Annotated in this window: 24 protein-coding genes; 10 read left to right on the forward strand and 14 right to left on the reverse strand. The window is 69.9% G+C overall.

Translation table 11 applies throughout. The annotated features are described in order from the left end of the window. Positions 1-2: 2 nt before the first annotated feature. The gene (locus ACWCRD_RS20380; protein WP_450967199.1) at positions 3-1,154 is read right to left on the reverse strand and encodes a glycosyltransferase family 4 protein; all 1,152 of its coding nucleotides are present in this window, start codon (positions 1,152-1,154) and stop codon (positions 3-5) included. A 194-nt stretch (positions 1,155-1,348) separates the two neighbouring features. Beyond that, complete coding sequence (locus ACWCRD_RS20385) at positions 1,349-2,335, reverse strand: DUF3068 domain-containing protein (protein WP_450967200.1); 987 nt, start codon at positions 2,333-2,335, stop codon at positions 1,349-1,351. Positions 2,336-2,534: 199 nt separating this feature from the next. Between ACWCRD_RS20385 and ACWCRD_RS20390 the strand changes: the two genes are divergently transcribed. Together ACWCRD_RS20390 and ACWCRD_RS20395 are read left to right on the forward strand one after the other, a co-directional pair. After that, entirely contained in the window at positions 2,535-2,687 is a 153-nt protein-coding gene (locus ACWCRD_RS20390; RefSeq protein WP_389070201.1) for a hypothetical protein, read from the forward strand. 3 nt (positions 2,688-2,690) lie between these two features. Next, the gene (locus ACWCRD_RS20395; protein WP_450967201.1) at positions 2,691-3,932 is read left to right on the forward strand and encodes a PucR family transcriptional regulator; all 1,242 of its coding nucleotides are present in this window, start codon (positions 2,691-2,693) and stop codon (positions 3,930-3,932) included. A gap of 18 nt (positions 3,933-3,950) precedes the next feature. Here ACWCRD_RS20395 and ACWCRD_RS20400 read toward each other — a convergent pair whose 3' ends face one another. After that, the gene (locus tag ACWCRD_RS20400; RefSeq protein WP_450967202.1) at positions 3,951-5,003 is read right to left on the reverse strand and encodes an NAD-dependent epimerase/dehydratase family protein; all 1,053 of its coding nucleotides are present in this window, start codon (positions 5,001-5,003) and stop codon (positions 3,951-3,953) included. 113 nt (positions 5,004-5,116) lie between these two features. Here ACWCRD_RS20400 and ACWCRD_RS20405 point away from each other — a divergent pair, with 113 nt between their 5' ends. Together ACWCRD_RS20405 and ACWCRD_RS20410 are read left to right on the forward strand one after the other, a co-directional pair. Continuing rightward, entirely contained in the window at positions 5,117-5,890 is a 774-nt protein-coding gene (locus tag ACWCRD_RS20405) for an IclR family transcriptional regulator (protein WP_450967203.1), read from the forward strand. Further along, a complete protein-coding gene (locus ACWCRD_RS20410; RefSeq protein WP_450967204.1) occupies positions 5,887-6,732 on the forward strand; it encodes an SMP-30/gluconolactonase/LRE family protein in 846 nt (281 codons plus the stop codon). Before ACWCRD_RS20405 ends, ACWCRD_RS20410 begins: the two co-directional genes overlap by 4 nt. Here the strand turns inward: ACWCRD_RS20410 and ACWCRD_RS20415 are convergent. The 3 genes from ACWCRD_RS20415 to ACWCRD_RS20425 are packed head-to-tail and all read right to left on the reverse strand — an operon-like array spanning position 6,722 to position 9,928. Then, complete coding sequence (locus ACWCRD_RS20415) at positions 6,722-8,131, reverse strand: FAD-dependent oxidoreductase (RefSeq protein WP_450967205.1); 1,410 nt, start codon at positions 8,129-8,131, stop codon at positions 6,722-6,724. The genes ACWCRD_RS20410 and ACWCRD_RS20415 overlap by 11 nt on opposite strands. After that, positions 8,124-9,353: an MAB_1171c family putative transporter gene (locus tag ACWCRD_RS20420; RefSeq protein WP_450967366.1), complete on the reverse strand. Its 1,230-nt coding sequence runs from the start codon at positions 9,351-9,353 to the stop codon at positions 8,124-8,126. Before ACWCRD_RS20420 ends, ACWCRD_RS20415 begins: the two co-directional genes overlap by 8 nt. 5 nt (positions 9,354-9,358) lie before the next feature. Further along, entirely contained in the window at positions 9,359-9,928 is a 570-nt protein-coding gene (locus ACWCRD_RS20425) for a toxin-antitoxin system, toxin component family protein (RefSeq protein ID WP_450967206.1), read from the reverse strand. 193 nt (positions 9,929-10,121) lie between these two features. On the opposite strand from ACWCRD_RS20425, the gene arfA reads away from it, so the two are divergent. Further along, positions 10,122-11,633 (forward strand): arabinosylfuranosidase ArfA, encoded by a 1,512-nt coding sequence (arfA, locus tag ACWCRD_RS20430; protein WP_450967367.1) that lies wholly within the window; start codon positions 10,122-10,124, stop codon positions 11,631-11,633. Here the strand turns inward: arfA and ACWCRD_RS20435 are convergent. Next, positions 11,620-14,613, reverse strand: coding sequence for a glycoside hydrolase family 35 protein (locus tag ACWCRD_RS20435; protein WP_450967207.1), 2,994 nt, complete (start codon positions 14,611-14,613; stop codon positions 11,620-11,622). The genes arfA and ACWCRD_RS20435 overlap by 14 nt on opposite strands. 91 nt (positions 14,614-14,704) lie before the next feature. Between ACWCRD_RS20435 and ACWCRD_RS20440 the strand changes: the two genes are divergently transcribed. Continuing rightward, positions 14,705-15,163 (forward strand): RrF2 family transcriptional regulator, encoded by a 459-nt coding sequence (locus tag ACWCRD_RS20440; RefSeq protein WP_450967208.1) that lies wholly within the window; start codon positions 14,705-14,707, stop codon positions 15,161-15,163. 4 nt (positions 15,164-15,167) lie between these two features. Here the strand turns inward: ACWCRD_RS20440 and ACWCRD_RS20445 are convergent, their stop codons facing one another. Next, a complete protein-coding gene (locus ACWCRD_RS20445; RefSeq protein ID WP_450967368.1) occupies positions 15,168-15,611 on the reverse strand; it encodes a DUF3515 family protein in 444 nt (147 codons plus the stop codon). A 167-nt stretch (positions 15,612-15,778) separates the two neighbouring features. On the opposite strand from ACWCRD_RS20445, the gene ACWCRD_RS20450 reads away from it, so the two are divergent. From ACWCRD_RS20450 to ACWCRD_RS20460, 3 genes are all read left to right on the forward strand, one after another. Further along, a complete protein-coding gene (locus ACWCRD_RS20450) occupies positions 15,779-16,246 on the forward strand; it encodes a hypothetical protein (protein WP_450967209.1) in 468 nt (155 codons plus the stop codon). Further along, complete coding sequence (locus ACWCRD_RS20455) at positions 16,243-16,800, forward strand: TlpA family protein disulfide reductase (RefSeq protein ID WP_450967210.1); 558 nt, start codon at positions 16,243-16,245, stop codon at positions 16,798-16,800. Before ACWCRD_RS20450 ends, ACWCRD_RS20455 begins: the two co-directional genes overlap by 4 nt. 168 nt (positions 16,801-16,968) lie before the next feature. Further along, positions 16,969-17,619, forward strand: a complete 651-nt coding sequence (locus ACWCRD_RS20460; RefSeq protein ID WP_450967211.1) for a DUF4360 domain-containing protein — start codon at positions 16,969-16,971, stop codon at positions 17,617-17,619. A 50-nt stretch (positions 17,620-17,669) separates the two neighbouring features. Here ACWCRD_RS20460 and ACWCRD_RS20465 read toward each other — a convergent pair whose 3' ends face one another. Together ACWCRD_RS20465 and ACWCRD_RS20470 are read right to left on the reverse strand one after the other, a co-directional pair. Next, positions 17,670-17,912, reverse strand: a complete 243-nt coding sequence (locus ACWCRD_RS20465; protein WP_450967212.1) for a DUF397 domain-containing protein — start codon at positions 17,910-17,912, stop codon at positions 17,670-17,672. After that, a complete protein-coding gene (locus ACWCRD_RS20470) occupies positions 17,909-18,745 on the reverse strand; it encodes a helix-turn-helix domain-containing protein (protein ID WP_450967213.1) in 837 nt (278 codons plus the stop codon). Before ACWCRD_RS20470 ends, ACWCRD_RS20465 begins: the two co-directional genes overlap by 4 nt. Before the next feature lie 130 nt (positions 18,746-18,875). Between ACWCRD_RS20470 and ACWCRD_RS20475 the strand changes: the two genes are divergently transcribed. After that, a complete protein-coding gene (locus ACWCRD_RS20475; protein WP_450967214.1) occupies positions 18,876-19,349 on the forward strand; it encodes an ATP-binding protein in 474 nt (157 codons plus the stop codon). Positions 19,350-19,523: 174 nt separating this feature from the next. Here the strand turns inward: ACWCRD_RS20475 and ACWCRD_RS20480 are convergent, their stop codons facing one another. From ACWCRD_RS20480 to mmsA, 4 genes are all read right to left on the reverse strand, one after another. Further along, positions 19,524-21,146 carry a pyridoxal phosphate-dependent aminotransferase gene (locus ACWCRD_RS20480; protein ID WP_450967215.1) on the reverse strand — a complete coding sequence of 541 codons (1,623 nt, stop codon included), beginning with the start codon at positions 21,144-21,146 and terminating at the stop codon, positions 19,524-19,526. Positions 21,147-21,429: 283 nt separating this feature from the next. Further along, positions 21,430-22,518 (reverse strand): aldose epimerase family protein, encoded by a 1,089-nt coding sequence (locus ACWCRD_RS20485; protein WP_450967216.1) that lies wholly within the window; start codon positions 22,516-22,518, stop codon positions 21,430-21,432. Positions 22,519-22,564: 46 nt separating this feature from the next. Continuing rightward, entirely contained in the window at positions 22,565-23,812 is a 1,248-nt protein-coding gene (mmsB, locus tag ACWCRD_RS20490; RefSeq protein ID WP_450967217.1) for a multiple monosaccharide ABC transporter permease, read from the reverse strand. Beyond that, a complete protein-coding gene (gene mmsA, locus ACWCRD_RS20495) occupies positions 23,809-25,359 on the reverse strand; it encodes a multiple monosaccharide ABC transporter ATP-binding protein (RefSeq protein WP_450967218.1) in 1,551 nt (516 codons plus the stop codon). Before mmsA ends, mmsB begins: the two co-directional genes overlap by 4 nt. Positions 25,360-25,390: the final 31 nt, after the last annotated feature.

The raw sequence follows: 25,390 nt of genomic DNA on the forward strand, positions 1-25,390 counted from the left end.
AGTCACGGAGCCCAGCTCCGCAGAGCCTCGAAGGCCACCGCCCGAAACTGCCTCACCGTACGGTGCCAGCGATACCGCGCCGCCCGGTCACGGGCAGCCTTTCCCATCAGCTCACGGCGGTGCCCGGACAACGCAAGCGTGCACCAGGCAGCAGCAAACGAAGACTCCCCGTGCGCGAGCACACCGGTCTCCCCGTCCACGACGGAATCCCGCAACCCCGGCACATCAAAGGCAATGGTCGGCGTCTCCCGAGCCGCAGCCTCGGTGACCACCAACCCCCACCCCTCCACCGCAGACGGATGCAGCAACAACCACGCCGCGCACAACAGCCGATGCTTCTCCGCCTCGGAGACGTGGCCGACGAACTCCACGCCGGGCCCGGCAAGCTGCTCCAGCCGCCCCCGCTCGGGCCCGTCCCCGACGATCACAAGCCGACCCCCGGTCACGGGACGGACCCGCTCCCAAAGCCTCAGCAGCAGATCGATCCGCTTGTACTCGACGAGTCTGCCCACCGCAACGAACAACGGCTCGGCCGACCGGTCGGCACGCGGCCCCGGCTCCTCCACACCGTTGTGCACGACACGGATCCGGTCTCGCGAGACACCGATGCCCCGCAGGGCATGCGCGGTCGAGGGAGAGACGGCAACCAGCAGACTGCGATGCTGCGCACCGGTGAGCGCCCACTGCTCGAGTCTTCGGCCGATCCGTGCGGCCGGTGTGAGGGGCCCGCCGAACCGCATCTTCCACAGGTCGGAGTGGACGTGGTTGACCAGACACAGGGTGGGGCCGTGGTGCCAGAGTGGTGCGAGATACGGCATGCCGTTGCAGACCTCGACCAGCAGATCGGTCTCGCCGACCTGACGGGCGAAGGCGGAACGGGCACGCAGATAGTGGCCGAACTCGCCGCCGGCCGACACGACCCGGTAGTCCCGGAAGGCCGCCGGGCCCCCGCAGATCAGGGTTACCTGGTGGCCGAGGTCGGTCAGGCCCTCGGCGAGCCGGTCGACCAGCAGCTCCGAGCCGCCGGCCGCCGGATTGTCGAGATCCCGGTGGGCGAGGAAAACGATTCGGCGCGGTTGTGGGGGGAGCGCCGAGGGGTGCTGCGGAGCCCGGGAGTGCGTGGCGCGCAGCGAGGAAGGCACGTGCTGGGGCATGGGTGCTCCAACTCGTCTCAGGGTGCGGAACTCAGCAGTGGCTTTCCGGACTTGCTGTGGGGGGACTGAGCTCTTCATGGGCGGGGGGTGTGGGCACGTTGTGCTTGGGTGGGGTTGGACAGTTTTCGCCCAGCCGTTCGCCACGGCTACTCACCGGGGTGACAAATTTCCGCCTTATTAGAACTGACGTCATGTCACATCGTGAGCTGAGCCTGTGAAGTCCGGGGCGTCTCGGGTGAATCGGGACGCTTCCGTCCTCGTACCACCAAAATGGCACCCACCACCGCCAGTACGAATCCGGCCACAGCGGCGGTAATCGGCAGCGTCTGCCCCACCATGAGCAGCTGGCCGCTCTCCTTTTTGGCCAGCTTCACCTGGTCCTTCTGCGTGGCGGTGGTGAACGCCAGCTTCTGGCTGTCCAGCAGCACCACCGCGTCCTTCTTGGCGCCGGGCGCCCGCAGGGTGCGCCGCGGGCCGACCTGGGCGTAGAGCACCCGGCCGGTGCGCTGGTCGACGACCAGCTCGATGCCGTGGTTGGAGTACCACTCCTCGGCCAGGACCTGCGGTTTGTTCTTCTGCCCGACGATGGTGCCGGGGACCAGCCGGGTCCCGATCTTCGACGGCGGGACGGTGCCGGTGAAGCGGTAGCCCCGGTATCCCTGAATCTTCTGGGTGCCGGAGTAATGCAAAGTGACGGTCGAGCCAAGCGAGTTGTCCCACCACTGGTACGACTTTCGGGCCACATCGAAGGGGAACTTCAGATACGCGTCGCCCTCGAAGTACGGGTTCTCCTTGCAGCAGTGCACCGGCTGGTTGGTGTGGCGGTTCGTCACCCAGCGGTTGAGAAAGAACTCCAGCGCGTCGTGCGGATCGGCGGCCGGCAGCGACTTGTCCGTGTCGACCGTCGTCGTCACGTCCCACACCGCCCGCCCGCTCTTCTCGCTGTCCGCGACATTGCCGCGCACCTGCTGGGTGACCGTGATCCGCTTGCCGTGGACTGTCTGGATCTGGTCGGTGTCGAAGTAGCTTCCGGTGCCTCTGTAGACGGCGGTGGTGTCGATGTCGATCGGGTTCACGGCGGCCCGCGGTTCGACGTACCAGGCCAGCATCGGCGCCAGGACCAGCAAAAACGTGCCCAGTCCCAGCAGGATCAGCGAAAGGGGGGAGGCTTTACGGCGCATCCGGACACTCCAGGGGGAGGGATGACGGAGTTGGGGCCGCTCTGGCCCGCGACGCCGGACTGGCGGGAAGACGGGGCCTTGGGCCGGGAACCGTAGGCTGCTCTTGACGGGGTGTCAATGCTTGTCGAAACTGGGGCCGACAGGCAGGGGTGGGGGCACCGGGGTGGGACGACCTCCGGACAGAGAGGCTGACCCTGCGATGTCCAGACTGCTTGCTGCCCTTCTCACCGTCGTGGCCGCCGCCGCACTCGCCGTGGGCGCCGCGCTCGGCATCGTCGCGCTGCTCGAGGCGACGCCCGCCCAGCCCAACACCCCCTTGATCACGTACGAGCAAGCCGGGCAAGGGAGCTGACCTGTGACGCCCGCCCACTCACCGGCCGTCACCACCCGCTCGGCCTGGCACGACGTTCCCCGTCTCCAGGTCCGCCGGTTCGCCGCCCTCGCCATGGCCGAGGCGCCCGCGCTCGCCGAGCAGATCCTGCGCGAGATCCGCCGCGAGTACCCGCACCTGCCCGTCGTCCTGGACGAGTCGGGCGAGCCGATGGCCCTGGTCGGCATCCGCCGCGCCATCGAGGTCTTCGTCCAGCACCTGGAGCAGTCGGAGGGCCGCCCGACGGTCCCGCCGGGCGTCTTCCAGGAGTTCGGCCGGGGCGAGGGCCTGCACGGCCGCTCGCTCGACTCCCTGCAGGCGATCTACCGGATGGGCGTACGCCTGGCCTGGCGCTGTTTCGCCGAGATCGGGCAGCGCGTCGAGATCCCGCCGCCCGCGATGTACGAACTCGTCGACGCGGGTTACGAGTATCTGGACGGCCTGGTCGACCAGTCGGTGCGCGGCTATGCGGAGGCGGCGGCGAGACAGGCCGGGGAACGGCTGAGGCTCCAGCGGCGGCTGATGGAACTGCTGCTCGCCGGACACCACCGGGGCGACCCGGCCGACGCGCTGACCGAACGGGCCGCCCGGGTCGGCTGGACGCTGCCGCGCAAGGTCGCGGTCGGCGTGCTGCTGCGCCCGGCCCGCGAGGCGGTCGCGCCCGCCGTGGGGCAGGGCGTGCTGCTCGACATGGAGTACGAGCAGCCCCGCATGGTGGTGCCTGAACCCGACGCGGCCGGCCGCCCCGAACTGCTGCACCGGGCGCTGACCGGCTGGTCCGGGGCGATCGGTCCGCCCGTACCCCTGTCCGACGCGGGGAAGTCGCTGCGCTGGGCCGAGGCGGCCGTACACCTGATGGAACGGGGGCTGCTGCCCGCCGGGGACGTCCTGTACTGCACGGAACACACCGAGGCCCTGGTCCTGCTCCAGCCCGAGGAACTCATCGACGACCTGGCGCTGCGCTGTCTGGCCCCGCTCGCCCACTGCGGCCCGGCGCACGGACGCCGGCTTGCCGAAACGTTACTGGCGTGGCTGGAGACGCGAGGCGGGGCACCGGAGGTGGCCGCCCGGCTGGGCGTCCACCCCCAGACCGTCCGCTACCGCCTCCGCCAGATCCGCGAGCTGTGGGGCGACGAGATCGACGACCCGGACCGCCGCTTCGAACTGGAACTCGTGCTCAGGGCACAGCGGTTGAGGGGGGTGCTGGGGGAGGCGGGGCGGCGGTGAAACCCGTGGCGCCGCCCGCTACCGGGACCGCTGCTGCCGCCATGCTTCGTAGTGGTCCAGGATGGTTTCCTCGACGGGCCGGTAGCTGATTCCCAGCTCCCGCACGCTGCGGCTGTTGTCGACCCGGAACCGGATGCCTAGGTGCTTGCGGATGTAGTCCTGGGTGAGCCCGAAGGCGGGGCCGAGGATACGGACGGGCCAGTGCGGCAGGCGGGTTCGCGGCAGCCGCAGATCCCTGGGATACCGGCCGCGAATGATCCGCGCCATGTCATGGAAGGACGTCATGGTCTCGGCGGCGAGGATGTAACGCCCCTGCGCGTCGGGCTTCTCGGCGGCGGCGATATGCGCGTCGGCCACGTCTCTCACATCGACCGTGGTGAAGCTGAAGTCGGGGGCGCCGTAGAAGAAGTACCCCTTGAAGAGCTCGTCGAGGAGGAAGAGGCTGCCGGATTCGGAGGCGGGAGTGAGGGAGGGCCCGAGCACCAGCCCCGGATTGACGGCGACCATGCGCCACCGGGACTGCCCCTCCGCCGCCTCCCACGCGGCCTGCTCCGCGACGGTCTTGGCGTAGTGGTACGGATTGTTCTCGACGGTGCTGCTGGTGTTGAAGTACGTCTCGGTCAGGACCTGCCCCTCCATGTCGCGTACGTCCGCGTAGTCGCCGAATATCGCGCCGACGGTGGAGGTGAGGACGAGCCTGCGTACATCGGCCGTCCGCTCGATGCTGCCGAGCACATTGCGGGTGCCGACGAGCGCGGGCTCGACCATGTCCAGCTGCCCGTCCTTGATCTTCTCCGGCATGAGGAAGGGCGAGGCGACATGAAAGACGACCTCGCACCCCTTCATGGCCTCGTCGAAGGCGCCGTCGACGAGCAGATCGGCCTCGAAGATCTCCAGCCGGCCGGGAAAGCGGCCCTGCAACGCGGTCAGGGGAGCAGCCTTCGCACTGTTCGCGACACTGCGCACGGTGGTCCGCACTCGATACCCGCGCTCCAGCAGCCTGTCCACCAGATGACAACCGACGAACCCACTGCCTCCGGTCACCAGCACGTCCACACGCACTCCGATCATTCGGTCAGAACCATTGCCCGGGCAAACCCATATGCGTAGCCTGTGTTCGTCATGCCGATCGTCTGTTGAAATTTCGAACAGACAGCCTCAGATAACAAGGGAGGGGGCCGGTCGTGGGACGCCTTGTACCTGCCGTGACCCGGGCTCTCGACATTCTTGAGCTCTTCCTCGACGGGGACGGGACGCTCTCCGCCCCCGACATCGTGCGCAAGCTGCAGCTGCCGCGCACCACCGTGCACGAGCTGGTCACCACGCTCGCCGCCCGGTCGTACATCGTGCAGGTGCCCGGACAGCCGGGACGCTACCGGCTCGGTGTACGTCCGTACCAGCTCGGGAGCCGGTACGCCGAGCAGCTGGACCTCGCGGCCGAGGGACAGCAGGTGGCCCGGTCCGTCGCCGAGACCTGTGACGAGACGGTGCACGTGGCGATCCTCGAGGGTACCGACGTCATCTACATCGCCAAGGTGGACTCCACCCATGCGGTGCGTATGGTGTCGGCGGCCGGACGGCGGCTGCCGGCGCACTGCACGTCTGTGGGGAAGATGCTGCTGGCCTCCCTTCCGGAGCAGGAGCTCAGCGCGCGGATCCCGGACGACGCCGAGCTCGTCGCGATGACTCCCAACAGCATCACCGAGCCGTCCGCCCTGCGCGAGGCCCTGGCCCAGATCCGTCAGCGCGGGCTCGCGGTGGAGAACCGTGAGTCCAACCCGGATGTGAGCTGCGTGGCGGCGCCCGTGCGGGACCGCACGGGGCAGGTCGTGGCCGCCCTCTCGATCTCCGTGCCCATGATCCGCTGGAGCGAGGAGCGCCGCGCCGAGCTGGAGCAGCTCGCCGCCAAGGGTGCCGTCGAGTTGTCGGAGCACCTCGGCCACCGGACCGTCGTATGACGGCGTACGAGGTGGCGGTGCGCGCCGAGGCCACCCTGGGCGAGGGGCCGACCTGGGACGCGGCGGCCGGGCGGCTGATCTGGATCGACATCCTCGGCGCCCGGGTCCACACGTACGACCCGGTGACCGGCCGTCGCACGACCCGCGTCACCGACCAGCACGTGGGCGCGGCCAAGCCGAGGGCCGGCGGCGGGCTGGTCCTGAACCTCCGGGACGGAGTCGGCCTCGTCGACCCCGACGGCACCTTCCGCTGGCTGCACCACGAGGTCGTCCCCGGCCGCCGTGCCAACGACGCCGCCGTCGCCCCCGACGGCTCCCTGTGGGCCGGCACCATGCGCTACGACGAGGCGGCGGGCGGCGGCACGCTGTCCCGTTTCACCGGGGACGGCTCGGTCGAGCTCGTCCTCGACGACGTGGCGGTGAGCAACGGCACCGGCTGGAGCCCCGACGGCCGCCTGATGTACTACATCGACTCGCCGACGCGGCAGGTCGACGTCTTCCACCACGAGGACGGCCGGGTCACAGACCGCCGCCGGTTCGCGCAGATCGAGGACGGCGCCGGCTTCCCCGACGGGCTGACGGTGGACGCCGACGGCTGCGTATGGGTGGCGCTGTGGGACGGCGCGGCGGTACGCCGCTACACCCCCGACGGCGAACTGGACCGCGTGATCGAACTCCCCACCCCCCGCGTGACCGCCTGCGCCTTCGGCGGCCCGGACCTCACGGACCTGTACATCACCACCGCCCGGGTGGGCCTCACGGCACCCCACCCGGTGGCGGGTTCCCTGCTGGTCGTGCCCGGCGCCGGAAAGGGGCTGGAGCAACCGGCCTTCAGGGGCTGAGCCCCGCCGCCTTGCGCTCCCCGGCCGTCAACGGCGGCCCGCTCAACGCCGGTCTGAGCGGGCCGACGAGCGCGGCCAGCAGCACGGACGGTGTCAGCAGCACCTCCGCTCCCCGCTCCAACGACGTCACATCCGTCACACGGCGGGCGATCCGCCCGTTCCCCGTGGCCGTGTACATGAGCCGGGACACGTACGCGGCCACGATGCGATCCCGCAGCATCGGCCCGTCCTTGGTCGCTCCCGGATAGAACACGTCCTGCCCCAGGGCGAAGTCCCAGGCCGCTGAGACCGGCCGGGCGACCGCCTTCTGGACGCGCCGGGACAGGCCGGACGCACCAAAGCCGTGATGCCGTGTCAACTCCCGCAGAAGCAAGGCGCTTTGGGCGCCCACGGCGAGTCCATGACCGTAGACGGGGTTGTACGCGGCCAGCGCGTCGCCGAGGACCGTGAAGTTGTCGGGCCAGGCCGGCATCCGTTCGTAGAAGTACCGGCGGTTGACGGTGGCGCGGGTGAAGGCGACGTCGGACAACGGCTCGGCCTGCGCGAGCAGGTCGCCGATCAGCGGGTGGCGCAGCCGCTCGCCGGCGAACGGGAGGAAGTCGGCGTTGGCGGAGGTCGGTTCGCCCCCGCGGGTGCCGCTGAGGGTGACGATCCAGCGGCCGTTCTCGATGGGCAGCAGGAAGCCCGCCCGGCCTGGGCTGCCGTCCCGCGGGTCCGGCGCCACGTTGACCACCGGGAAACCGTCGCGGGCCCCGTCGGGCGCGAGGTAGAGCCGGCTGGCGTAGGCGAGGCCGGTGTCGACCTGGCGGCGCTCCGGCGCGGGCAGTCCGAGGGCCGCGAGCCAGCGGGGCGCCCCGGAGCCGCGGCCGGTGGCGTCGACGACCATGCCGGCGTCGAGGGTCCGCTCCCGGCCGTCGCGTGCGCGTACCCGGACACCGGTGACGGCCTTCGCGCTGCCCGTGAGCCCCAGTACCTCCGTGCCCTCCAGCACCTCGACGCGGTCGTCCGCGAGGACGTGCGCCCGTATCGTCGCGTCCAGCAGGTCCCGCCCGGCCAGGACGACATGGTGGGACTCGGGCCAGCGCCTGAACCAGCCGTGCGCCGACAGGGCGACCATGTCCGTGGTGACCGGCGCCCGGCGCGCCCCGGCGTTCAGGAGCGCCCCGGTGACGCCCGGCAGCAGTTCCTCCGTCGCCCGTACCCCGCCCGACCAGAGCATATGGGCGTGCCCGGCCTGCGGAAGTCCCTTGCGGGGCGCCGGTGTCGCGGGCAGTTCATCGCGTTCCACGACGACGACCCGGTCGGCGAGGCCGACCAGGGCCCCGGCCGCGAGCATGCCGGTGTGGGATCCCCCGAGGACGACGGCGACTCGCCTGGCGGGGGAAGGACGTTCAGTCATGCGTGGACATGCTCTCTGCCGGGGCGGCCGCGAGGGTGCGTGCCGCCGTGATCTCGTCGGGGTGGCGCAGGGCTTCGGAAACGGCCTGGATCTCCTGGAGCAGATACGAGGTGTCGGGCCCCTCAGTGCCGCCGTCGCTGTCGCCGTCCGCGGCGTGCCGTCCGGTCTCGACGGCCTGAAGGATCGTCACGGCGGCGGCGAGAGCCTGGGCCCGGCCGCGTTCGTGGCCGAGGGCGAGAGCGGCGTCGTGGGCCCGGCCGCGCAGGCCCTCGTCGAGGAACCTCGACAGCTGCAGGAGCGCGTCGCGGATGTAGGTCTCGCGGCGGATCAGCCGGATCTCCGCGGTAGCGCGCAGGGCGAGCGGTTCACGGCTGCCCACGACGGTCCGCATCAGCCGGGCGAGCGGCCTCAGCTCCCGGTGCCGCCGGCGGACCAGCCAGCGGTCCTGAAGGTACTGTCCGGCGTGCGGGACGATGAAGCCGACCGCGACGAGCGTGGCGGCGATGCAGGCGGCCGACGGCGCGATGTTGGCGTTCAGCCAGTCCAGGTCGTGACCGGTCCACCGGGCTGCCACCGCCGTGAACTTGGCCGCGCTGAAGAGCAGGTTCGTCGCGTAACCGATGCCCAGGAACCTGAGCCCCCAGCGCAGCCAGGCGTCCAGGCCGTCGGTGCGGATCCAGTTCCACACCAGCCGGGTCGTGATCGTGCAGGCCACGGTGTGCGCGGTGAGATAGAGCAGGATCTCCTCGCGCATGAACGGCGTACTGGCGTAGTAGGTGTCCAGGTTCCGGGGCTGTTCCACGGGCACGTCGGCGAGCGCGAACAGCACCCACAGGGTGATGACGACGGCCGCGTAGACGGAGATCACCCAGCGGGTCGCGCGCCGCGTCTGCTCCCGGCGGTCGGTGGGGCCGTTGCGCCAGTGCACGACCAGCAGGAGCCAGGACGCGGACAACGCGGTGATCAGCGAGTACACCAAGGGCGCGGCGATGTTCGGCACGCCGGTGACCCGGTTGGTCCAGACGATGGTGCCCGGGGCCGCAAAGGCGAACACCGCGCAGGCGAACAGCAGCAGTCCGCCGACGGCACGCAGCAGGGGGTCCCGCCACAGCTTGAGGATGCTGGGCAGCTTGATCACCAGTGCGGTGGCCAGGACGACGGCGGGGATCCAGAACGAGATGTACAGCCGGCCGAGGAGGCCGGCGGGGTCGAGCGCCAGCACAGTGCTCACCCCGTCCTCCTGCCGCTGCGGTAGCCCAGCGAACGCTGTACGGGGCCGGGCCGCGGGTCCGGGCCCTGCCCCGTCAGCAGTGGCCGGAAGGCGCCCGCGAGCCGGTGCCCGAAGTCGTCGGCCTCCGCCTCGTCGGCGACGCGGGAACCGTCGCGCGCGGCCACCGACAGGGCTGCGTCCTTGAAGGCGTTCCACTTGCGCCGGTCGGCCAGCGCCGCCCCCGCCACATGGTGATGGCTGTGTCCGGCGTGCAGATGCCACAACTCATGGCCGAGGATGACCAGTTGCTGCACCGCCTCGGCCCGCTCCTCGACGATCACCAGGTCGAAGTCGGAGAACTCCACCCACAGCCCGGTGACTTCGAGCTCGTCGGGAAACCGCTCGAAGCGCAGCTCCACCGGCCGCCCGCCGCGCAGCACACTCATCTCCTCGCACAGCGCCCGGCACAGCTCCCGCGCATCGGTAACCGGGCGAGGTCTGGCCCGCATCGCCGCCCCGAGACGGTCCGTCAGCTTCCGCATCCCGGACACCCTCCGCGAGCGCCGCAGCCCGGCCGCGATGTTCATCGCTCCCCCTTCCGACGCCGCACGACAGGCCGTCCGAGCCTACGCCGTCGTTCAACCTCGAACTGCCGCCCTGGCTGGAAAGTCCTGCCCAAACCATTGACTGGCAAGCGCTTCCTATCTACGGTCCCGTTCGAACTTACGAGCATATTTCGAAATGCCGAACAGCGACGAGAAACAACCCAGAAAGGCACTGATGCGCACCGCCCGCTTCACGCTCGACCCGGCTTTCACCGTGGGCAAGGTCAACCCCCGCCTCTTCGGCTCCTTCGTAGAACACCTCGGCCGCTGCGTCTACACCGGCATCTTCGAGCCAGGTCACCCCGCGGCCGACGAGGACGGCATCCGCACCGACGTCCTGGACCTCGTCCGAGAACTCGGCGTCACCGCCATCCGCTACCCCGGGGGCAACTTCGTGTCGGGCTACAAGTGGGAGGACTCGGTCGGCCCCGCCGCGGACCGCCCGCGGCGGCTGGACCTCGCCTGGCGCTCCACCGAGACCAACCGCTTCGGCCTCTCCGAGTACATCGCCTTCCTGAAGAAGATCGGCCCCCAGGCCGAGCCCATGATGGCGCTCAACCTCGGCACCCGGGGCGTCGCCGAGGCCCTCGAACTCCAGGAGTACGCCAACCACCCCGCCGGCACTGCCCTGTCCGACCTCCGTGCCGCGCACGGTGACACGGATCCCTTCGGCATCAAGCTGTGGTGCCTGGGCAACGAGATGGACGGCCCCTGGCAGACCGGCCACAAGACCGCCCAGGAGTACGGCCGGACCGCCGCCGAGACCGCCCGCGCGATGCGCCAGATCGATCCGGGCGTCGAACTCGTCGCCTGCGGCTCCTCCAGCCAGTCCATGCCGACCTTCGCCGCCTGGGAGGCGACGGTCCTGGAGGAGACGTACGACCTCGTCGACCACATCTCCCTGCACGCCTACTACCAGCCCGAGGACGGTGACGCCGACTCCTTCCTGGCCTCCGCCGTCGACATGGAGTCCTTCATCGAGAACGTGGTCGCCACCGCCGACCACATCGGTGCGAAGCTGAAGTCGAAGAAGAGGATCAACCTCTCCTTCGACGAGTGGAACGTCTGGTACATCTCCAAGTGGCACGAGATCGAGAACTCCGGCGCGCGGGACTGGGCGGAGGCCCCCCGCCTGCTGGAGGACAACTACAGCGTCCTGGACGCCGTCGTCTTCGGCTCGCTGCTCATCGCCCTGCTGCGGCACGCGGACCGCGTCACCGTCGCCTGTCTCGCCCAGCTCGTCAACGTCATCGCCCCGATCATGACCGAGCCCGGCGGCCCGGCCTGGCGCCAGACGACCTTCTTCCCCTTCGCGCAGGCCTCGAAGTACGGCCGCGGCCAGGTCCTCGACGTCCGGGTCGACTCACCGACGTACCAGACGAAGAAGTACGGCGAGACCGACCTCCTGCACGCCACCGCCGTGCGCGCGGAGGACGGCACCGTCACCGTCCTCGCCGTCAACCGCAGCCGCACCGAGGCGCTGCCCCTCGAAGTCGCCGTGCACGGCCTGGACCTGACGGAGGTCGTCGAGCACAGCGCCCTCGCCGACGCCGACCCGGACGCCCGCAACACCCTCGACGACCCCGAGCGCGTGGCCCCGCACACGGTCGAGGGCACCGCGCTGCGGGACGGCACGCTCGCCGCCGTACTGGAACCGCTGTCCTGGAACGTGATCAGGCTCGCCTAGCCGCCGACGGGCCGGGGGAGGACACAGGGGTCACCGGTACTCCTCCGGCCGCCGCGCCGAGCAAGGTCAGCCGTACGTCGGACGGTCCCGACGGTGTGGTTCCGTCGGACAGGACCGCCAGGGCGAGTGTGTTGGCGCCACGTGTGCGCAGAATCCCGTTCGGGAGCACGAAGGTGTGCTGGGGGCCCACATCGTTGATGTACTGGCCCATGTTCCAGCCGTTCAGGAAGATCTGGACCCGGTAGGCGCGGGCCGGGTCGTCGTCGAGGACCAGCCCCACGGAGGCGTCGGTGCCGGCGTCGACGGCCAGCCGGAAGGACGTCCGGTACCAGGTCACCCCCTGCCGCCGGTCCGCCCGCGGCAGCCGCACCGGCTCCCAGCCGCCGTCGCCGTACCCCGGCAGATGCCAGCCGCTGCGCTCCCCGTACAGCCCGCCGTTGTTCTGCGGCCCGCGCACGGGGTCCGGCGCCGTCTCGCCCTGCAGCCGCCAGCTGATCTTCGGGGCGGCCCCCGTGAAGGTGACCGCGGTCAGCCCGCGCGCCACCTTGTGCGTGTCCTGGGACTTGCCGTCCTGGTCGTGCTGCATGCGGCGGACGAGGACCGACAGCACATGCGGCTCGTCCGTGCGCAGCTCCTCCGGTACCGAGAAGACGGCCGTGGCCGCCCAACTCCCCTTCCGCACCGTCTTGTTGTCCGGCACGGGCATCCGGTGCGTCCCCAGCGGCCGCCCGTCCAGCCAGGCCATCAGCAGCCCCTGTGTGCCGGTGCTGTAGGCGAGGGACACGGACTCGGCGCCGGTCGCGTCGGTGAAGCGCCCGCGGTACCAGACGTCGCCGTAGTGGAAGGAGTAGTCGTCGGCGAAGAGGACCGGCTGTCCGGCGGGGACCGGTGTGGTGCTGTGGGTGGTGGTCTTGTCGGCGGGTGTCCAGGAGGAGTCGTCGAAGGCGGGCGCCGACTCGGGGTTCTCCGTCTTCCGCAGCCAGCCGTTGCTCAGCGCGGGCAGTACGACCGCCCCGACACCGGCCAGCGGCTGCGCGGCGCGCAGGCTGCCGGAGGAGGTCGCATGGGCTTTCAACTCCCTCCCGTTCCAGGTGAGTTCGTGGATGCCGCGTGGTCCCCACACCTCCAGGTCCGCCGCCTCGATGGTGTCTCCCGTCAGCCGGACCGTCGTTCCGTCGACGGCCGCGGTCCGCAGCAGGGCGGGCCCGTACACGAGGACCGGGCCGGACGGGGTGTCGTGCGGCCACAGCCGTACGGAGGTCTCGTCGTCCGCGAGGAGCAGGAGGAGGGGGGTGGATGTTCCGCCGCCGCTCACCAACACCCGCGTGAGGCCGTCCAGTTGGGTTTCGACCCGCAACAGCCCGTCCGCGTACGCATGTTCGGCCTCCCCCTCCAGTACGGTCACCGTCGGCTCGCTCGCGCACTCCAGTGCGGTCACCGTGTCCTCTTTCGGCCGCCCGGTGAGCACGGCGATCTGCTGTCGTCCGGCGGTGAGGGCCAGCATGGGCTGGGCGTTGGAGTAACGCAGCTTCCGCAGCCCCAGCCTGATCCCGGTGGCGAGCAGCCGCGCGTCCTGCGCCGGGACCGCCACCGGGACGGGGAGTTCGGCGCCGTGCAGCGGAAGTCCGGAGGCGACCGGCACCTCGCCGTCGTTGCGCAGGACGTACACATGGGCGCCGGTGTCGGGGTTGGCCAGGTGGTACACCTTCAGCCCGTCCGCCGCGCCGTCCGCTTCCACGTCCTTCGCGCGGTCCAGCTTGGCGAAGTCCGGGAAGTGCCGCAGCAGATGCCCGAGTTGGTGCATGGGGATCAGCTTGTCGGTCGGCTGGCGGCCCTCGTCGATGGCCGCCCCGTAGTCGTACGACGTGTAGACGACCGGCGCGGGCAGCCAGCCCCACGAGGTGCCGCCGAAGGTCATGTAGACGCTGTGCAGGGTGATGCCGTTGGCGAGGTTGGTGAGGTAGAAGCGCCGCTCGTACGCCGCGTCCCGCAGCCGCCGCGACTCCGCGTACCCCTTCCCCTCGAACCAGGCACCGCCCCACGGATCGAACCAGCCACCTCCGAACTCCGGTACGAAGCCTGGGGTTCGGGGGCTCGCCGTCGCGCCGCCCTTGGCCCCGCCGGTCCCGAAGTGCCCCCAGTCGGGCGGGGCCAGGGTCGGCGACGGATAGCCGTCGAAGCCGTACAGCCAGCGGCCCTTCTCGCCTCCCGTGTCGAAGGAGCCGGGGATCCAGTATCCGTTCCGGCCCTTGTCGTTGTGGAAGAGCGGTACGTCGATGCCGTCGGAGCGGACCTTCCGGTACAGGTGGGCCATGTAGTCGCGGCCGGTGGGCTCGTCGACGTACGCGTCGTACTCGTTCTCGATCTGGTAGAGCAGGACCGTCCCACCGCCCCTGGTGTACAGGTGCCGGGCGACGATGGCGTTCACCTGGGTCAGCCACTCGTCGACGTACGACAGATACGTCGGGTCGGCGGTCCGTGCCCGGCCCTCGGTGGCCGTCAGCCAGCCGGGGAAGCCGCCGCCGTCGATCTCGGCGTTGATGTAGGGGCCGGGGCGGAGGATGACGTACAGGCCGGTCTCGCTCGCCGTCCGCAGGAACAGGTCCAGGTCGCGGATGCCGGTGAAGTCGTAGTGCCCGGGTGCGGGGGAGTGGTAGTTCCAGGACACATAGATGCTGACCGTGTTGTAGCCGTGGGCGCGCATCTTCTGCAGGACGTCACGCCACAGGGACGGGCTCGGCAGCCGGAAGGGGTGCATCTCGCCCGACCAGACGACCAGCCGTCTGCCGTCGACGAGGAGCGAGTAGCGGTCGAAGCCGACCGTGTGCCGGCGCCCGTCCGCGCCCGGCGTGCCGGGCGGCGGGCCCGTGGGGGCGGTCTGGGCGGCGTAGGCGCAGGTCATGGCGCCGCTGCCGCCCAGGGCCAGACCGAGGGCCGTGGCGCCGGCGAGGGCGTTGAAGGTACGTCTGCTGAGCCCCAAGGGAGCCTCCCGTCGGGCCGGCCGGTCGGCGGCGCGTGTGAGGTCATCGTGCGAGGTCATTGTGTACGGCCGCAGCCAGCACAATGGTCGTATGAGGATCTCGGCACGGGCGGATTACGCGGTACGGGCGGTTCTTGAACTTGCGGTCCGGCAGGACGACGTGCCCGTGAAGGCGGAGGTCATCGCCGCCACGCAGGAGATCCCGCACAAGTTCCTGGAGGGGATCCTCGGCGATCTGCGGCGCGGCGGCATCGTCGACAGCCGGCGCGGGGGAGGCGGCGGCTACCGGCTGGCCCGCGAGGCCGCGCGGATCACGGTCGCGGATGTGATCCGGGCGGTCGACGGCCCGATCGTGTCCGTGCGCGGGGAGCGGCCCACGGGCCTGGAGTACACGGGCTCCGCACAGCCGCTGCTGCCGCTGTGGATCGCGCTGCGCGCCAATGTCCGCCGCATCCTGGAGGGCGTCACCATCGCGGACATCGCGGCGGACGCCCTGCCGGAGCCGGTACGGGAACTGGCGGCGGAGCCGGCGGCCTGGGAGAACCCCTAGCGGGTCAGTCGCGCTTGATGCAGTGGGACGTCTGCTTGACCAAGGCGACGGTCCGGGAGAGGTCGATCAGGGCCGCGTCGGTCTGGCTCGACCCGTCGAAGACGACCTGGGTCGCCGGGTCGCGGCCGTAGGTGACGATCACCTTTCTGGTGTCGGTGGACTGCGCCAGGTCCATGACCCAGTCCACCCCGTCGACCGCGAAACACGGGTCGGCGGTGACTCCCGGAGGCGTGACGCCGCAGCGCAGCACGATGTCCCGGCCCCCCAGACGGCGATCCCGGGAAGGCTGCCGTCCCGGCGGGACAGGCCGCCGAGGGAGGCCGGGGCGCTGTCGGTGATGCGGTGGCAGTGCGGTGCGCCGGAGAACCTGGCGGGGCGCACGCCGGCGTCGGCATCGGTATGGGCGAAGCTGTAGGCGGCGAGGGCGGCACCGCCGGCGAGGACGCAGGCGCCCACGACCAGGGTGAGGCGGGTCGGGCGCAGACGTATCGACGGCATGGACGAAACGTTAGGACAGTCCGCCGCCGACCCCGGACCGGGCCCCCGCAGTGCCGGGGCGCACAATGACCTTGTGGCGGGCCGCAGTTGGGTCCCGTCGGCGAAAGGGGGAGTGGCGTGACCGTCACTTGGCGGGGCGCTGTCTCGTACGCGCTCACCGTCGTTGTCCTGTCCTGGCTGGTCGGAGCCGGGGTGGACCTGGCCTGGCAGGCCGCGCCCGGCGGGAGTGTCGGGGGCTGGGCCGACTTCTGGTGGAAGAACCCGTGGCACGCGGTCTTCGTGGGCGCCGCGACCATCTCCCTGGTGCTGGCCCGGCGTCTGCTGGCACCCCTGCCGCGCTGGCGCGTGACGCTGGTCGACGGGTCCGTCTACCTGGCGGCGCTGCTGCTCTGCTGGGGGGTGTCGGCCTGGGCTGAAGGCGACGGCGCACCGGCGGACTGGGCGTTCGTCATGGCGATCGTCGCGCTGTACACGCTCCAACTGCCCGCCGCGTGGCTGCTGTGCGTCTGGCGGTCGGGGAGCCTGGAGGTCGTCCTCAGCGGGACGGGGACGGACGAACTGCACGGGGGACTGGCCGGCCGATGACGAGGACTCGACACAGGTACGTGCTGGTGGCGGCGGCTTGTTCGGCGGTCCTCGCCGGCTGCTCCTCCCCGGCGCCGATCAGCGACACCAGCCCCGGGGATCCGCTGATCAGAACCTGGAAGGAGGGCGAGCGACCTGCCGTCCCGAACCTTTCCGGGCCCTCCCTTGAGGGTAGGACGGTCAGCCTGTCCGACTACCGGGGCGAGGTCGTCCTGATCAACGCGTGGGCCTCCTACTGCGGTCCCTGCCGGGCGGAGGCGCCCGAGCTCAAGAAGATCCAGCAGAAGTACGGCGCCCGCGGGCTGCGCGTACTGGGTCTCGACAACGACGCGGGCCGGGGTGCCGGACTCGCCTTCCAGAAGCAGTACCGGCTGGACTACCCCTCCCTGATCGATCCGTCGGGCAAGCAGCTGTTGAGGCTTCCGCGGGGCGTGGTGACCACGCAGGGGCTGCCGTTCACGATCGTCGTCGACTCGTCGGGGAGGGTGGCGGCGGTGCGGATGGGAGCGGTGACGGAAGCTCGGCTTGCGAAGATCATCGAGCCGTTGCTGTGAAATCCCCGTCTGTGAATGGCTTGAGTTCGCCCTGACGGGTTCGCGTGCGCCTCCCTACGATGCGATCGCCTCGCGCCTTCACAGGATCCCCATGGTTTCTTCAAAGAGCTCTCGGGGTTCTCGGTCGGCTGGGGCGTGCCACCCCCCACTCACAGAACCGGAGAAACCATGGCTGGTGGATACCTGCTGAGCGGCGCCATAGCCGCTCTGCTCACCACTGCACTGCCCGGCCCGGCCTCGTCCCCCGTCGTCGACAACCCGCCCCCGGACAAGATCGTCATCGACGTGGCGACCGTGAACGGATCCGGCTGTCCCCAGGGCACCGCGGCCGTCGCCGTCTCCCCGGACAACACCGCCTTCACGGTGACCTACAGCCAGTACCTCGCCCAGGCCGGCGGCAACTCCGACCCCACGGCCTTCCGCAGGAACTGCCAGCTCAACCTGATCGTGCACGTCCCCCAGGGCTTCACCTACGCCATCGCCAGCGCCGACTACCGGGGCTTCCTCTCGCTCCAGCCCGGCGCGTCCGCGACGCAGAAGGCCTCGTACTACTTCCAGGGCTCCTCGAACACGGTGCCCAAGACCCACCCGTTCAGCGGCTCGTACAACGACGACTGGCAGGCCACCGACAGCACGGACGTGGCCCAACTGGTCTGGGCGCCCTGCGGAGTTCTCCGTAACTTCAACATCAACACCGAGCTGAGAGTGAACGCGGGGACCGCGAACCCGGGCAAGGTCAGCTTCATGACCATGGACTCGACCGACGGGAACATCAGCACCACGTACCACATGGCGTGGAAGGAGTGCCCGGCGTCCTGAGGCGCACGGCCCGTGGGGGTTGTTCCGGCGGACGGCCCCCACGGGCCTGCTCAGCAGGTGACGTACGTGAGGAAGCTTTCCCAGGTGGGGGAGGAGAGGGCGAGTTGGCGGCCCTGCTTGTTCTTGGAGTCGCGGATGTGGATGGTGGTGGGGCAGGTGGCGATCTCGACGCAGTCGCCGTCACCGCTGCTGCTGTAGCTGGACTTGTGCCAGTCCAGGGCGACCTCGACGCAGTCGCCCGAACCGCTGCTGCTGTAGCTCGACTTGAACCACTTCAGTTCGCTGGTGCTCATAGGTCTCCTCGCATCCGCTGCAACAGGCTCACGGAATCTTCGAGGGTGAGAGCCTGCGCACGCATCCTGGCATATCGCCGCTGGAGCACGCTCACGACCTTTGAGTCGGCGATGAACTGACCGCATTCCGGCCCCTCGACGTATGCGAACCACTTGTTCTCGGACGTCTCCAGCAGCTGCATGGGGCCATGCAGCCCGGCATGCGACGCCCGCACCAGCGGCATGATCTGGATCTCGACGTTCCGCAGTTCGGAGACGTCCAGTACGTGATCGATGAGCTCGCGCGTGGCCTCCACGCCACCAGTCTGCCGCAAGAACAAGTGCTCTTCGAGGATGAAGCTGAACGCGGTGTTCGGGCGCTCCCGCAGTAGCCGCTGTCGTTCGGCTCGTGCTTCCCATTGGGCCTCGATCCCGTCGTCGGCCAGCGGCGGCAACTCGTCGACGAACAGCTGCCGTGCGTACGCCTCCGTCTGCAACAACCCCGGAATCAACCGGCATTCGTACGTGTACAGGGTGATCGCGGTCGCTTCCAGGAGCGCCCACCGCCGGAACCAAGCCGCCAGCCCCGGCTGCCGAGCCAGCTTCGGGAACGCCTTCCGCAACGCTCCCGTGTTCCCGGTGACCTCCTCCGCCCGCTCCACGAGGATCATGTCCGGCATCCGGCGCCCCAACTCCACCGACGCCACCGTGTGCTTGGAGAAGCGCACCAGATTGGCGAACTCCTCGCGGCTCAGTCCCGCGTGCTCCCGCAGCGCCTGGAAGAACGCGCCGAACGTCCGCAGGCTGTCCGAAGGCTCAGGTTCGCCGCCCGTCCCCACCGCACCATCGACCACTGTCGATCACCTCCCGCGCCCATGGTTACGGTCGGTCACGTGTACTGTCCAGTCCGTCACCGCGTACGCTCCCGCAGCGTACGCGCCCCGGACCTGGTGAACTGCCCACCAATCCCGCCAGATTGGGCCTATGACAGGCCTCCCCACCCCCCAACCCCCGGTCACCGTACGTGTGTTCGCCCCGCGTCTGACCGCCACCCCGCGCGCCGCCCGCCTCGCCCGGCACCTCTCGGTGAACCAACTGGACGCCTGGGGCATCCCGCACGGCAGTGACACCTCCGACACCGTCGCGCTGATCGTCGCCGAGCTCGCCGCCAACGCCGTCACCCACGGCCGTGTCCCCGGGCGGGACTTCGAGCTGCGGCTCTCCCTCGTCACCGGCAGCGTCCGTATCGAGGTCACCGACACCCGCGCCGAACGGCACCCGCGCACACCGCCGCCCTCGAACCTTCTCGAAGAGACCGGCCGCGGACTCCTCCTCGTGGACGCGCTCGCCGACCGCTGGGAGGTAGTGGACCGCGAACCTCCGCCCGGCAAGACCGTCCGGGCGGAGGTCGACCTCCCGGGGTGGCTGTCACTTTCGAAAACCTGCCGGGGTCGTTGACGAGCAAGGGGTGGCCCGTCGCCTACTGATGCGCCGCGATGGGGTTTGTGGTGCGTCTGCGGGTTCGATGTGGCTTGTCGCGCCCACGCGGCGGAGCCGCAAATCGATACAGCCCCGCGCCCCTTTGGGGCGCTGTTGCTGACGCCGGTGACTGCAACGCACCCCCTATGGCGATCAGCCCGCTTGTCCCATGCCCGCCGCGTTCGGCCAGCTTTGGGCGTTCGGCCAGCCCGTTGCCGGGGCCGGGGTGAGGCCCGGGGCGGGGCCCGTGGTGCCGCGTACCTGGGCCGCCGTGAGGCCGCCGCGGGCCGGGACGCCGGGCGGGGTCGGGCCGGGGGCCGGGGCCGGTACAGGCGTGGGCATCGGCGTCGGGAAGGGCACCGGAGTGGGCATGGGCGCCGGGGCCGGCTGCTGCATCGGGGCCGGGGCCGGTACCGGCTGCATCGGCGCCTGGGCCGGGTAGCCGACTGGCTGGGGGGCCGCCTGGGCCACCGCCGGCATCGGGGCCTGCGCCGCCGGCATCGGCATGGGCATCGGCGCCCCACCCCCCACCGAACCGCCGGAGGCCATCGCGGCGAGCGGCATGCCCGCCCCGTTGGTGGCGCTGACCAGACGGTCCACGGCCGCCGTACCCGAGCTGTAGCTGGTCCCGGTGCCCAGCTCGGGTACGGCGGCTCCCCTCCTGGTCCCGTAGAGCACCTGTTCCAGGCCGGACACCAGGCGACGCACATCCACCTGGGGGCGCACCACGAGTCGCAGGAAGCGGCTGGACGAACCGATCTTGTTGCCGCACTCGCGGACCAGGATCCGGTGCTCGTTGAGCATCCGGTCCCGGACCACGGTGCCTTCGGCGCCCACGGGGAGGCGTACGAAGAGGAAGTTGCCCTGGGAGGGGTAGACCGTGAGGCCGGGCAGGGCCGAGAGCTGGCTGGCCATGTCCAGGCGGTCACGGCGCACCTGGTGGAGGCTCTGCGCGTACTCGGCCCCGTGCTCCTTGAGCATGAACACCACGTACTCGGCGAAGGAGTTGAGGTTCCACTTCGGGAGCATGGCGCGGACCCGGCCGGCCAGCGCCGGGTTGGCGACCAGGTAGCCGAAACGTATGCCGTGCAGGCCGAAGTTCTTGCCGAGGCTGCGCAGCACGATGACGTTCGGGCGGATCATCGCCTCCTGGACGACCGAGGGTTCGGCCTCGGCGTCCGCGAACTCGAGGAACGACTCGTCGATGACGATGAGGTCCAGGTCGGCCATCGCGTCCATGAACTGCACGAGGGACTGCCGGGGCAGAAAGCCGCCGTCGGGGTTGTTCGGGTTGCAGACGACGGCGACGCGGGTGCCGCGGGCCCGGATGAACTCGGCGTACTTGGCGAGGTCCAGGGCGAAGCCGCTGGACTCCTGCAGCGGGAACATGTCGACCCGCTTGCCGGTCTCCATCGGCTGGTCGGTCCAGCGGCCGAAGGTGGGGACGGGGATGGCGAGGGACTCACGGACCATCAGGTGGTCGATCCAGGTGATCAGTTCGGTCGAGCCGTTGCCCATCGCCACGCACTGCGGCGGGAGCTGCAGCAGGTTGCACAGCTCGGCGGTGATCGTGTCGGCACTGCTCGGGTAGTACGTGACGATGTCGCGCAGCCGGGCCGACATCTCCTCGAACATGGCCGGGGTGGGGAAGTACGGATTGCAGGGGACACAGAAGTCCACGGGGCCGGTCCCGTCGCCGCCCTGCCGCGTCAGCGCCGCCATCGACGGGCTGTGTGCCGCGTTGCCGCGGAACAGCGAGGTGACGTTCTCGGCCATGGAACCTCCGTATGGGGCGGGCCCGGCAGGGACGACCGGGCCCGTCGCGTTTGGGTGGCCCGCGCGGGGGAGCACGGGCCGCCCTTAGATACGGGGGCAGGGGTGGCGTTGTTCAACGCATATGAAAGGGGTGTGAGTTCGGGAACCGCCCCCACGCCTTCCACGTCCGGGCGCCGATCGCGCCCCTGAAAGGAGCGCGGGGCTGCGCTCGATTTTGCGGCTCCGCCGCGTGGGCGCGACCAGCCACAGCGGACCCGCAGTTTCCCACAACCCCAACAGAGCGCTACGCGCTGAACGTATGCACCGTCCGGGTGCGATACGTCTGCCCCGGCCGCAGCACCGTGGACGGGAAGTCCGCCTGGTTCGGCGAGTCAGGGAAGTGCTGCGTCTCCAGGCACAGCGCGTCACCCTGACGGTAGGTCCTGCCGCCCGTGCCGGTGAGCGTGCCGTCGAGGAAGTTGCCGGAGTAGAACTGCAGCCCCGGCTGGTCGGTGGCGATCTTCAGGGTGCGGCCGGAGCGCGGGTCGTGCACAGTGGCGACGTGCTCGGGTTCGGACGTGATGCCCTTGTCCAGGACCCAGTTGTGGTCGTAACCCTTGGCCTGCACCTGCTGGATGTGGCCGGCGCGGATGTCGCGGCCGATCGGCTTGGTCGTGCGGAAGTCGAAGGGGGTGCCGGCCACCGTCGCCAGTTCGCCGGTCGGGATGAGGCCCGCGTCGGTGGGCGTGTAGCGGGAGGCCTCGATCGTGAGCTCGTGGTCCTCGATGGTGCCGCTGCCCTCGCCGGCCAGGTTCCAGTAGACGTGGCTGGTGAGGTTGACGACCGTGGCCTTGTCGGTGGTGGCCTCGTAGTCGATGATCCAGTCGCCGTGCCCGGTGAGGGTGTACGTCACCTTGGTCTTGAGGGTGCCGGGGTAGCCCATCTCGCCGTCGGTGCCGGTGTGGTGCAGCACCAGGCCGACGTCGGAGCCCTCGGCGAACGGCTCGACGTCCCAGATGTGCTTGTCGAAGCCCTGCTCGCCGCCGTGCAGGCTGTTGACGCCGTCGTTCACGGACAGCTGGTAGGTCTTGCCGTCCAGGGTGAACCGGCCCTCGGCGATGCGGTTGCCGTACCGGCCGATCAGGGCGCCGAAGTACGGGGTCCTGGTGACGTAGTCGTCGATGTTGTCGAAGCCCAGGGAGACGTTGCCGTAGTGGCCGTGCCGGTCGGGGATCTCCAGGCCCTGGACCACGCCGCCCCAGTTCAGGACCCTCAGCCGGGTGCCGCCGTTCTCCAGCGACCAGCGGTGGACCTCCGTGCCGTCGGCGAGCTTGCCGAAGAGCGATTTCACCGGTCCTGCCTCTCCTCCCATCGGTCCTGCCTCTCCTCCCATGGGAAGGGCCCCGCCGTGCGGCGGGGCCCGATCCGGTCACTCCGGTCTACGAGCCGGACTTGCGCTTGTTCCACACGTCGAACCCGACCGCGGCCAGCAGGGCGAGGCCCTTGATGACCTGCTGCCAGTCGGTGCCGACACTGAGGAGGTTCATGCCGTTGTTCAGCACGCCGAGGACGAGACCGCCGATGATCGCGCCGAGGACGGTACCGACACCGCCGCTCATGGACGCGCCACCGATGAACGACGAGGCGATCGCCTCGAGCTCGAAGTTCAGGCCCGCCTTCGGAGATGCCGCGTTCAGGCGGGCGGCGACCACCAGACCCGCCAGGGCCGCGAGCACGCCCATGTTCAGGAAGACAAGGAAGGTGACCTTCTTGTCCTTGACGCCGGACAGCTTCGCCGCCGGCAGGTTACCGCCGATCGCGTAGATGTGCCGGCCGAAGACCGCGTTGCGCATGACGTAGCCGTAGCCGACCACCAGCACACCGAGGACGATCAGGATGATCGGCGCGCCCTGGTAGCTGGCGAGCAGCATGGTGACCGCGAGGACCGCGGCGGCGATGGCGACCAGCTTGAGCAGGAAGGCGTTGCGCGGCAGCACGTCCAGCGAGAACTCCTGCTGGCGCTTGCGGTCGCGGACCTCCTGGTAGACCACGAAGGCCAGCAGGACGAAGCCCAGCAGGAGGGTGAGGTTGTGGTAGTTGGTGTTCGGGCCGACCGCAGGCAGGAAGCCGTTGCCGAGGTCCTGCAGACCGTTCGGGAACGGGCCGAGGGTCTGGCCCTGCAGGAAGATCTCCGTCAGACCGCGGAAGAGCAGCATGCCCGCGAGGGTCACGATGAACGACGGGATGCCGAGATACGCGATCAGATAGCCCTGCACCGCGCCGGCCACCGCGCCCACCAGCAGGCACAGCACCAGGGCCAGCGGCCACGCCACACTGTGCTGGACCGTCAGGACGGCCGCGGTCGCGCCCACGAAGGCGGTCAGCGATCCGACCGACAGATCGATGTGACCCGCGATGATCACCAGCATCATGCCGATCGCGAGGATCAGGATGTAGCTGTTCTGCAGCACCAGGTTGGAGACGTTGCGCGGCAGCAGCAGGTCGCCGCCGGTCCACACCTGGAACAGGACCACTATCAGGCCGAGCGCGATGAGCATGCCGTACTGCCGCATGTTGCGGCGCAGACCGCCCAGCATCAGCTGCAGCAGGTTCTCGCCGGAGGCCGACCCCCCGCCCTTCCCGGGCGGCGCCGAGGCCGGGACCTTGTCCGTCACATCCGTGCTCATCGGGTTACCTCTTTGTCCTTCGTCATCTGGCGCATCAGCACTTCCTGCGTGGCCTCGGCCCGCGGGACCTCACCCGTGAGCCGCCCGGCGGCCATGGTGTAGATGCGGTCGCACATCCCGAGCAGCTCCGGCAGCTCGGAGGAGATGAAGACGACCGCCTTGCCCTCCGCGGCCAGCTGGTCGATGACCGTGTAGATCTCGTACTTGGCGCCCACGTCGATGCCGCGCGTCGGCTCGTCCAGGATCAGCACCTCGGGACCCGCGAAGATCCACTTGCTGAGGACGACCTTCTGCTGGTTGCCGCCGGAGAGCCTGCCCACCGTCTCGAAGACGGTCGGCGCCTTGATGTTCATGGACTTGCGGAAGCGCTCGGAGACCTTCCGCTCCTCGTGCTCATCGACCACACCGCGCCTCGCGACCTTGCCCAGGGCGGTCAGCGAGATGTTCCGGTTGATGTTGTCGATGAGGTTGAGGCCGTAGTGCTTGCGGTCCTCGGTGACGTACGCGATGCCGTGCTCGACCGCCTCCGCGACGGTCTTCGTACGGATCTCCTTGCCGTCCTTGAGGACCGTGCCGCCCGCGTGCCGGCCGTAGCTGCGCCCGAAGACGCTCATGGCCAGCTCCGTGCGGCCCGCGCCCATCAGACCCGCGATGCCGACGATCTCCCCGCGCCGCACGTTGATCGACACGTCGTCGACCACCTTGCGCTGCTGGTCGATCGGGTGGTGCACCGTCCAGTTGCGGATCTCCAGCGCGGGTGCCGCGTCCAGCTCGCCCTCGTACGCGGTGCGCTCGGGGAAGCGGTTGTCGAGGTCGCGGCCGACCATGCCGGAGATGATGCGGTCCTCGGTGGTCTCCTCCGACTTCACGTCCAGGGTCTCGATGGACCTGCCGTCGCGGATGATCGTCACCGAGTCGGCGACCCGCCGGATCTCGTTCAGCTTGTGGGAGATGATGATCGAGGTGATGCCCTGCTTCTTCAACTCCAGGATGAGCTCCAGGAGTTTGCCGCTGTCCTCGTCGTTGAGAGCCGCGGTCGGCTCGTCGAGGATCAGCAGCTTCACCTTCTTGGACAGCGCCTTGGCGATCTCCACCAGCTGCTGCTTGCCCACGCCGATGTCGGCGATCCGGGTCTCCGGGTGGTCGGTCAGACCCACCCGGCGCAGCAGTTCCGTGGCGTGCTTGAGCGTCTCGTTCCAGTTGATGAACCCGCTCGAGGCGTGTTCGTTGCCGAGGAAGATGTTCTCCGCGATCGACAGGAACGGCACCAGCGCCAGCTCCTGATGGATGATCACGATGCCGCGCTGCTCGCTCGCCCGGATGTCCTTGAACTCGCAGGGCTCACCCTCGAAGAGGATGTCGCCCTCGTAGCTGCCGTGCGGATGGACGCCGGAGAGCACCTTCATCAAGGTGGACTTCCCGGCGCCGTTCTCGCCGCAGATGGCATGGACCTCGCCCTGACGGACGGTCAGCGTGACGTCCGACAGCGCTTTGACCCCGGGAAAGGTCTTGACGATCGAGCGCATTTCCAGGACGGGTCCCGCCATGGTGTGCCCTTTCAATCCGTAGGAACGGCCG

The organism is Streptomyces sp. NPDC002092 (genome assembly GCF_053593775.1).

Bases quoted from the DNA above. Each gene is read 5' to 3' on its own strand.
- ACWCRD_RS20380 (WP_450967199.1), bottom strand. From the start codon at position 1,154: ATGCCCCAGCACGTGCCTTCCTCGCTGCGCGCCACGCACTCCCGGGCT.
- ACWCRD_RS20385 (WP_450967200.1), bottom strand. From the start codon at position 2,335: ATGCGCCGTAAAGCCTCCCCCCTTTCGCTGATCCTGCTGGGACTGGGC.
- ACWCRD_RS20390 (WP_389070201.1), top strand. From the start codon at position 2,535: ATGTCCAGACTGCTTGCTGCCCTTCTCACCGTCGTGGCCGCCGCCGCA.
- ACWCRD_RS20400 (WP_450967202.1), bottom strand. From the start codon at position 5,003: ATGATCGGAGTGCGTGTGGACGTGCTGGTGACCGGAGGCAGTGGGTTC.
- ACWCRD_RS20410 (WP_450967204.1), top strand. From the start codon at position 5,887: ATGACGGCGTACGAGGTGGCGGTGCGCGCCGAGGCCACCCTGGGCGAG.
- ACWCRD_RS20415 (WP_450967205.1), bottom strand. From the start codon at position 8,131: ATGACTGAACGTCCTTCCCCCGCCAGGCGAGTCGCCGTCGTCCTCGGG.
- ACWCRD_RS20425 (WP_450967206.1), bottom strand. From the start codon at position 9,928: ATGAACATCGCGGCCGGGCTGCGGCGCTCGCGGAGGGTGTCCGGGATG.
- arfA (WP_450967367.1), top strand. From the start codon at position 10,122: ATGCGCACCGCCCGCTTCACGCTCGACCCGGCTTTCACCGTGGGCAAG.
- ACWCRD_RS20440 (WP_450967208.1), top strand. From the start codon at position 14,705: ATGAGGATCTCGGCACGGGCGGATTACGCGGTACGGGCGGTTCTTGAA.
- ACWCRD_RS20455 (WP_450967210.1), top strand. From the start codon at position 16,243: ATGACGAGGACTCGACACAGGTACGTGCTGGTGGCGGCGGCTTGTTCG.
- ACWCRD_RS20460 (WP_450967211.1), top strand. From the start codon at position 16,969: ATGGCTGGTGGATACCTGCTGAGCGGCGCCATAGCCGCTCTGCTCACC.
- ACWCRD_RS20465 (WP_450967212.1), bottom strand. From the start codon at position 17,912: ATGAGCACCAGCGAACTGAAGTGGTTCAAGTCGAGCTACAGCAGCAGC.
- ACWCRD_RS20475 (WP_450967214.1), top strand. From the start codon at position 18,876: ATGACAGGCCTCCCCACCCCCCAACCCCCGGTCACCGTACGTGTGTTC.
- ACWCRD_RS20480 (WP_450967215.1), bottom strand. From the start codon at position 21,146: ATGGCCGAGAACGTCACCTCGCTGTTCCGCGGCAACGCGGCACACAGC.
- ACWCRD_RS20485 (WP_450967216.1), bottom strand. From the start codon at position 22,518: ATGGGAGGAGAGGCAGGACCGATGGGAGGAGAGGCAGGACCGGTGAAA.
- mmsB (WP_450967217.1), bottom strand. From the start codon at position 23,812: ATGAGCACGGATGTGACGGACAAGGTCCCGGCCTCGGCGCCGCCCGGG.
- mmsA (WP_450967218.1), bottom strand. From the start codon at position 25,359: ATGGCGGGACCCGTCCTGGAAATGCGCTCGATCGTCAAGACCTTTCCC.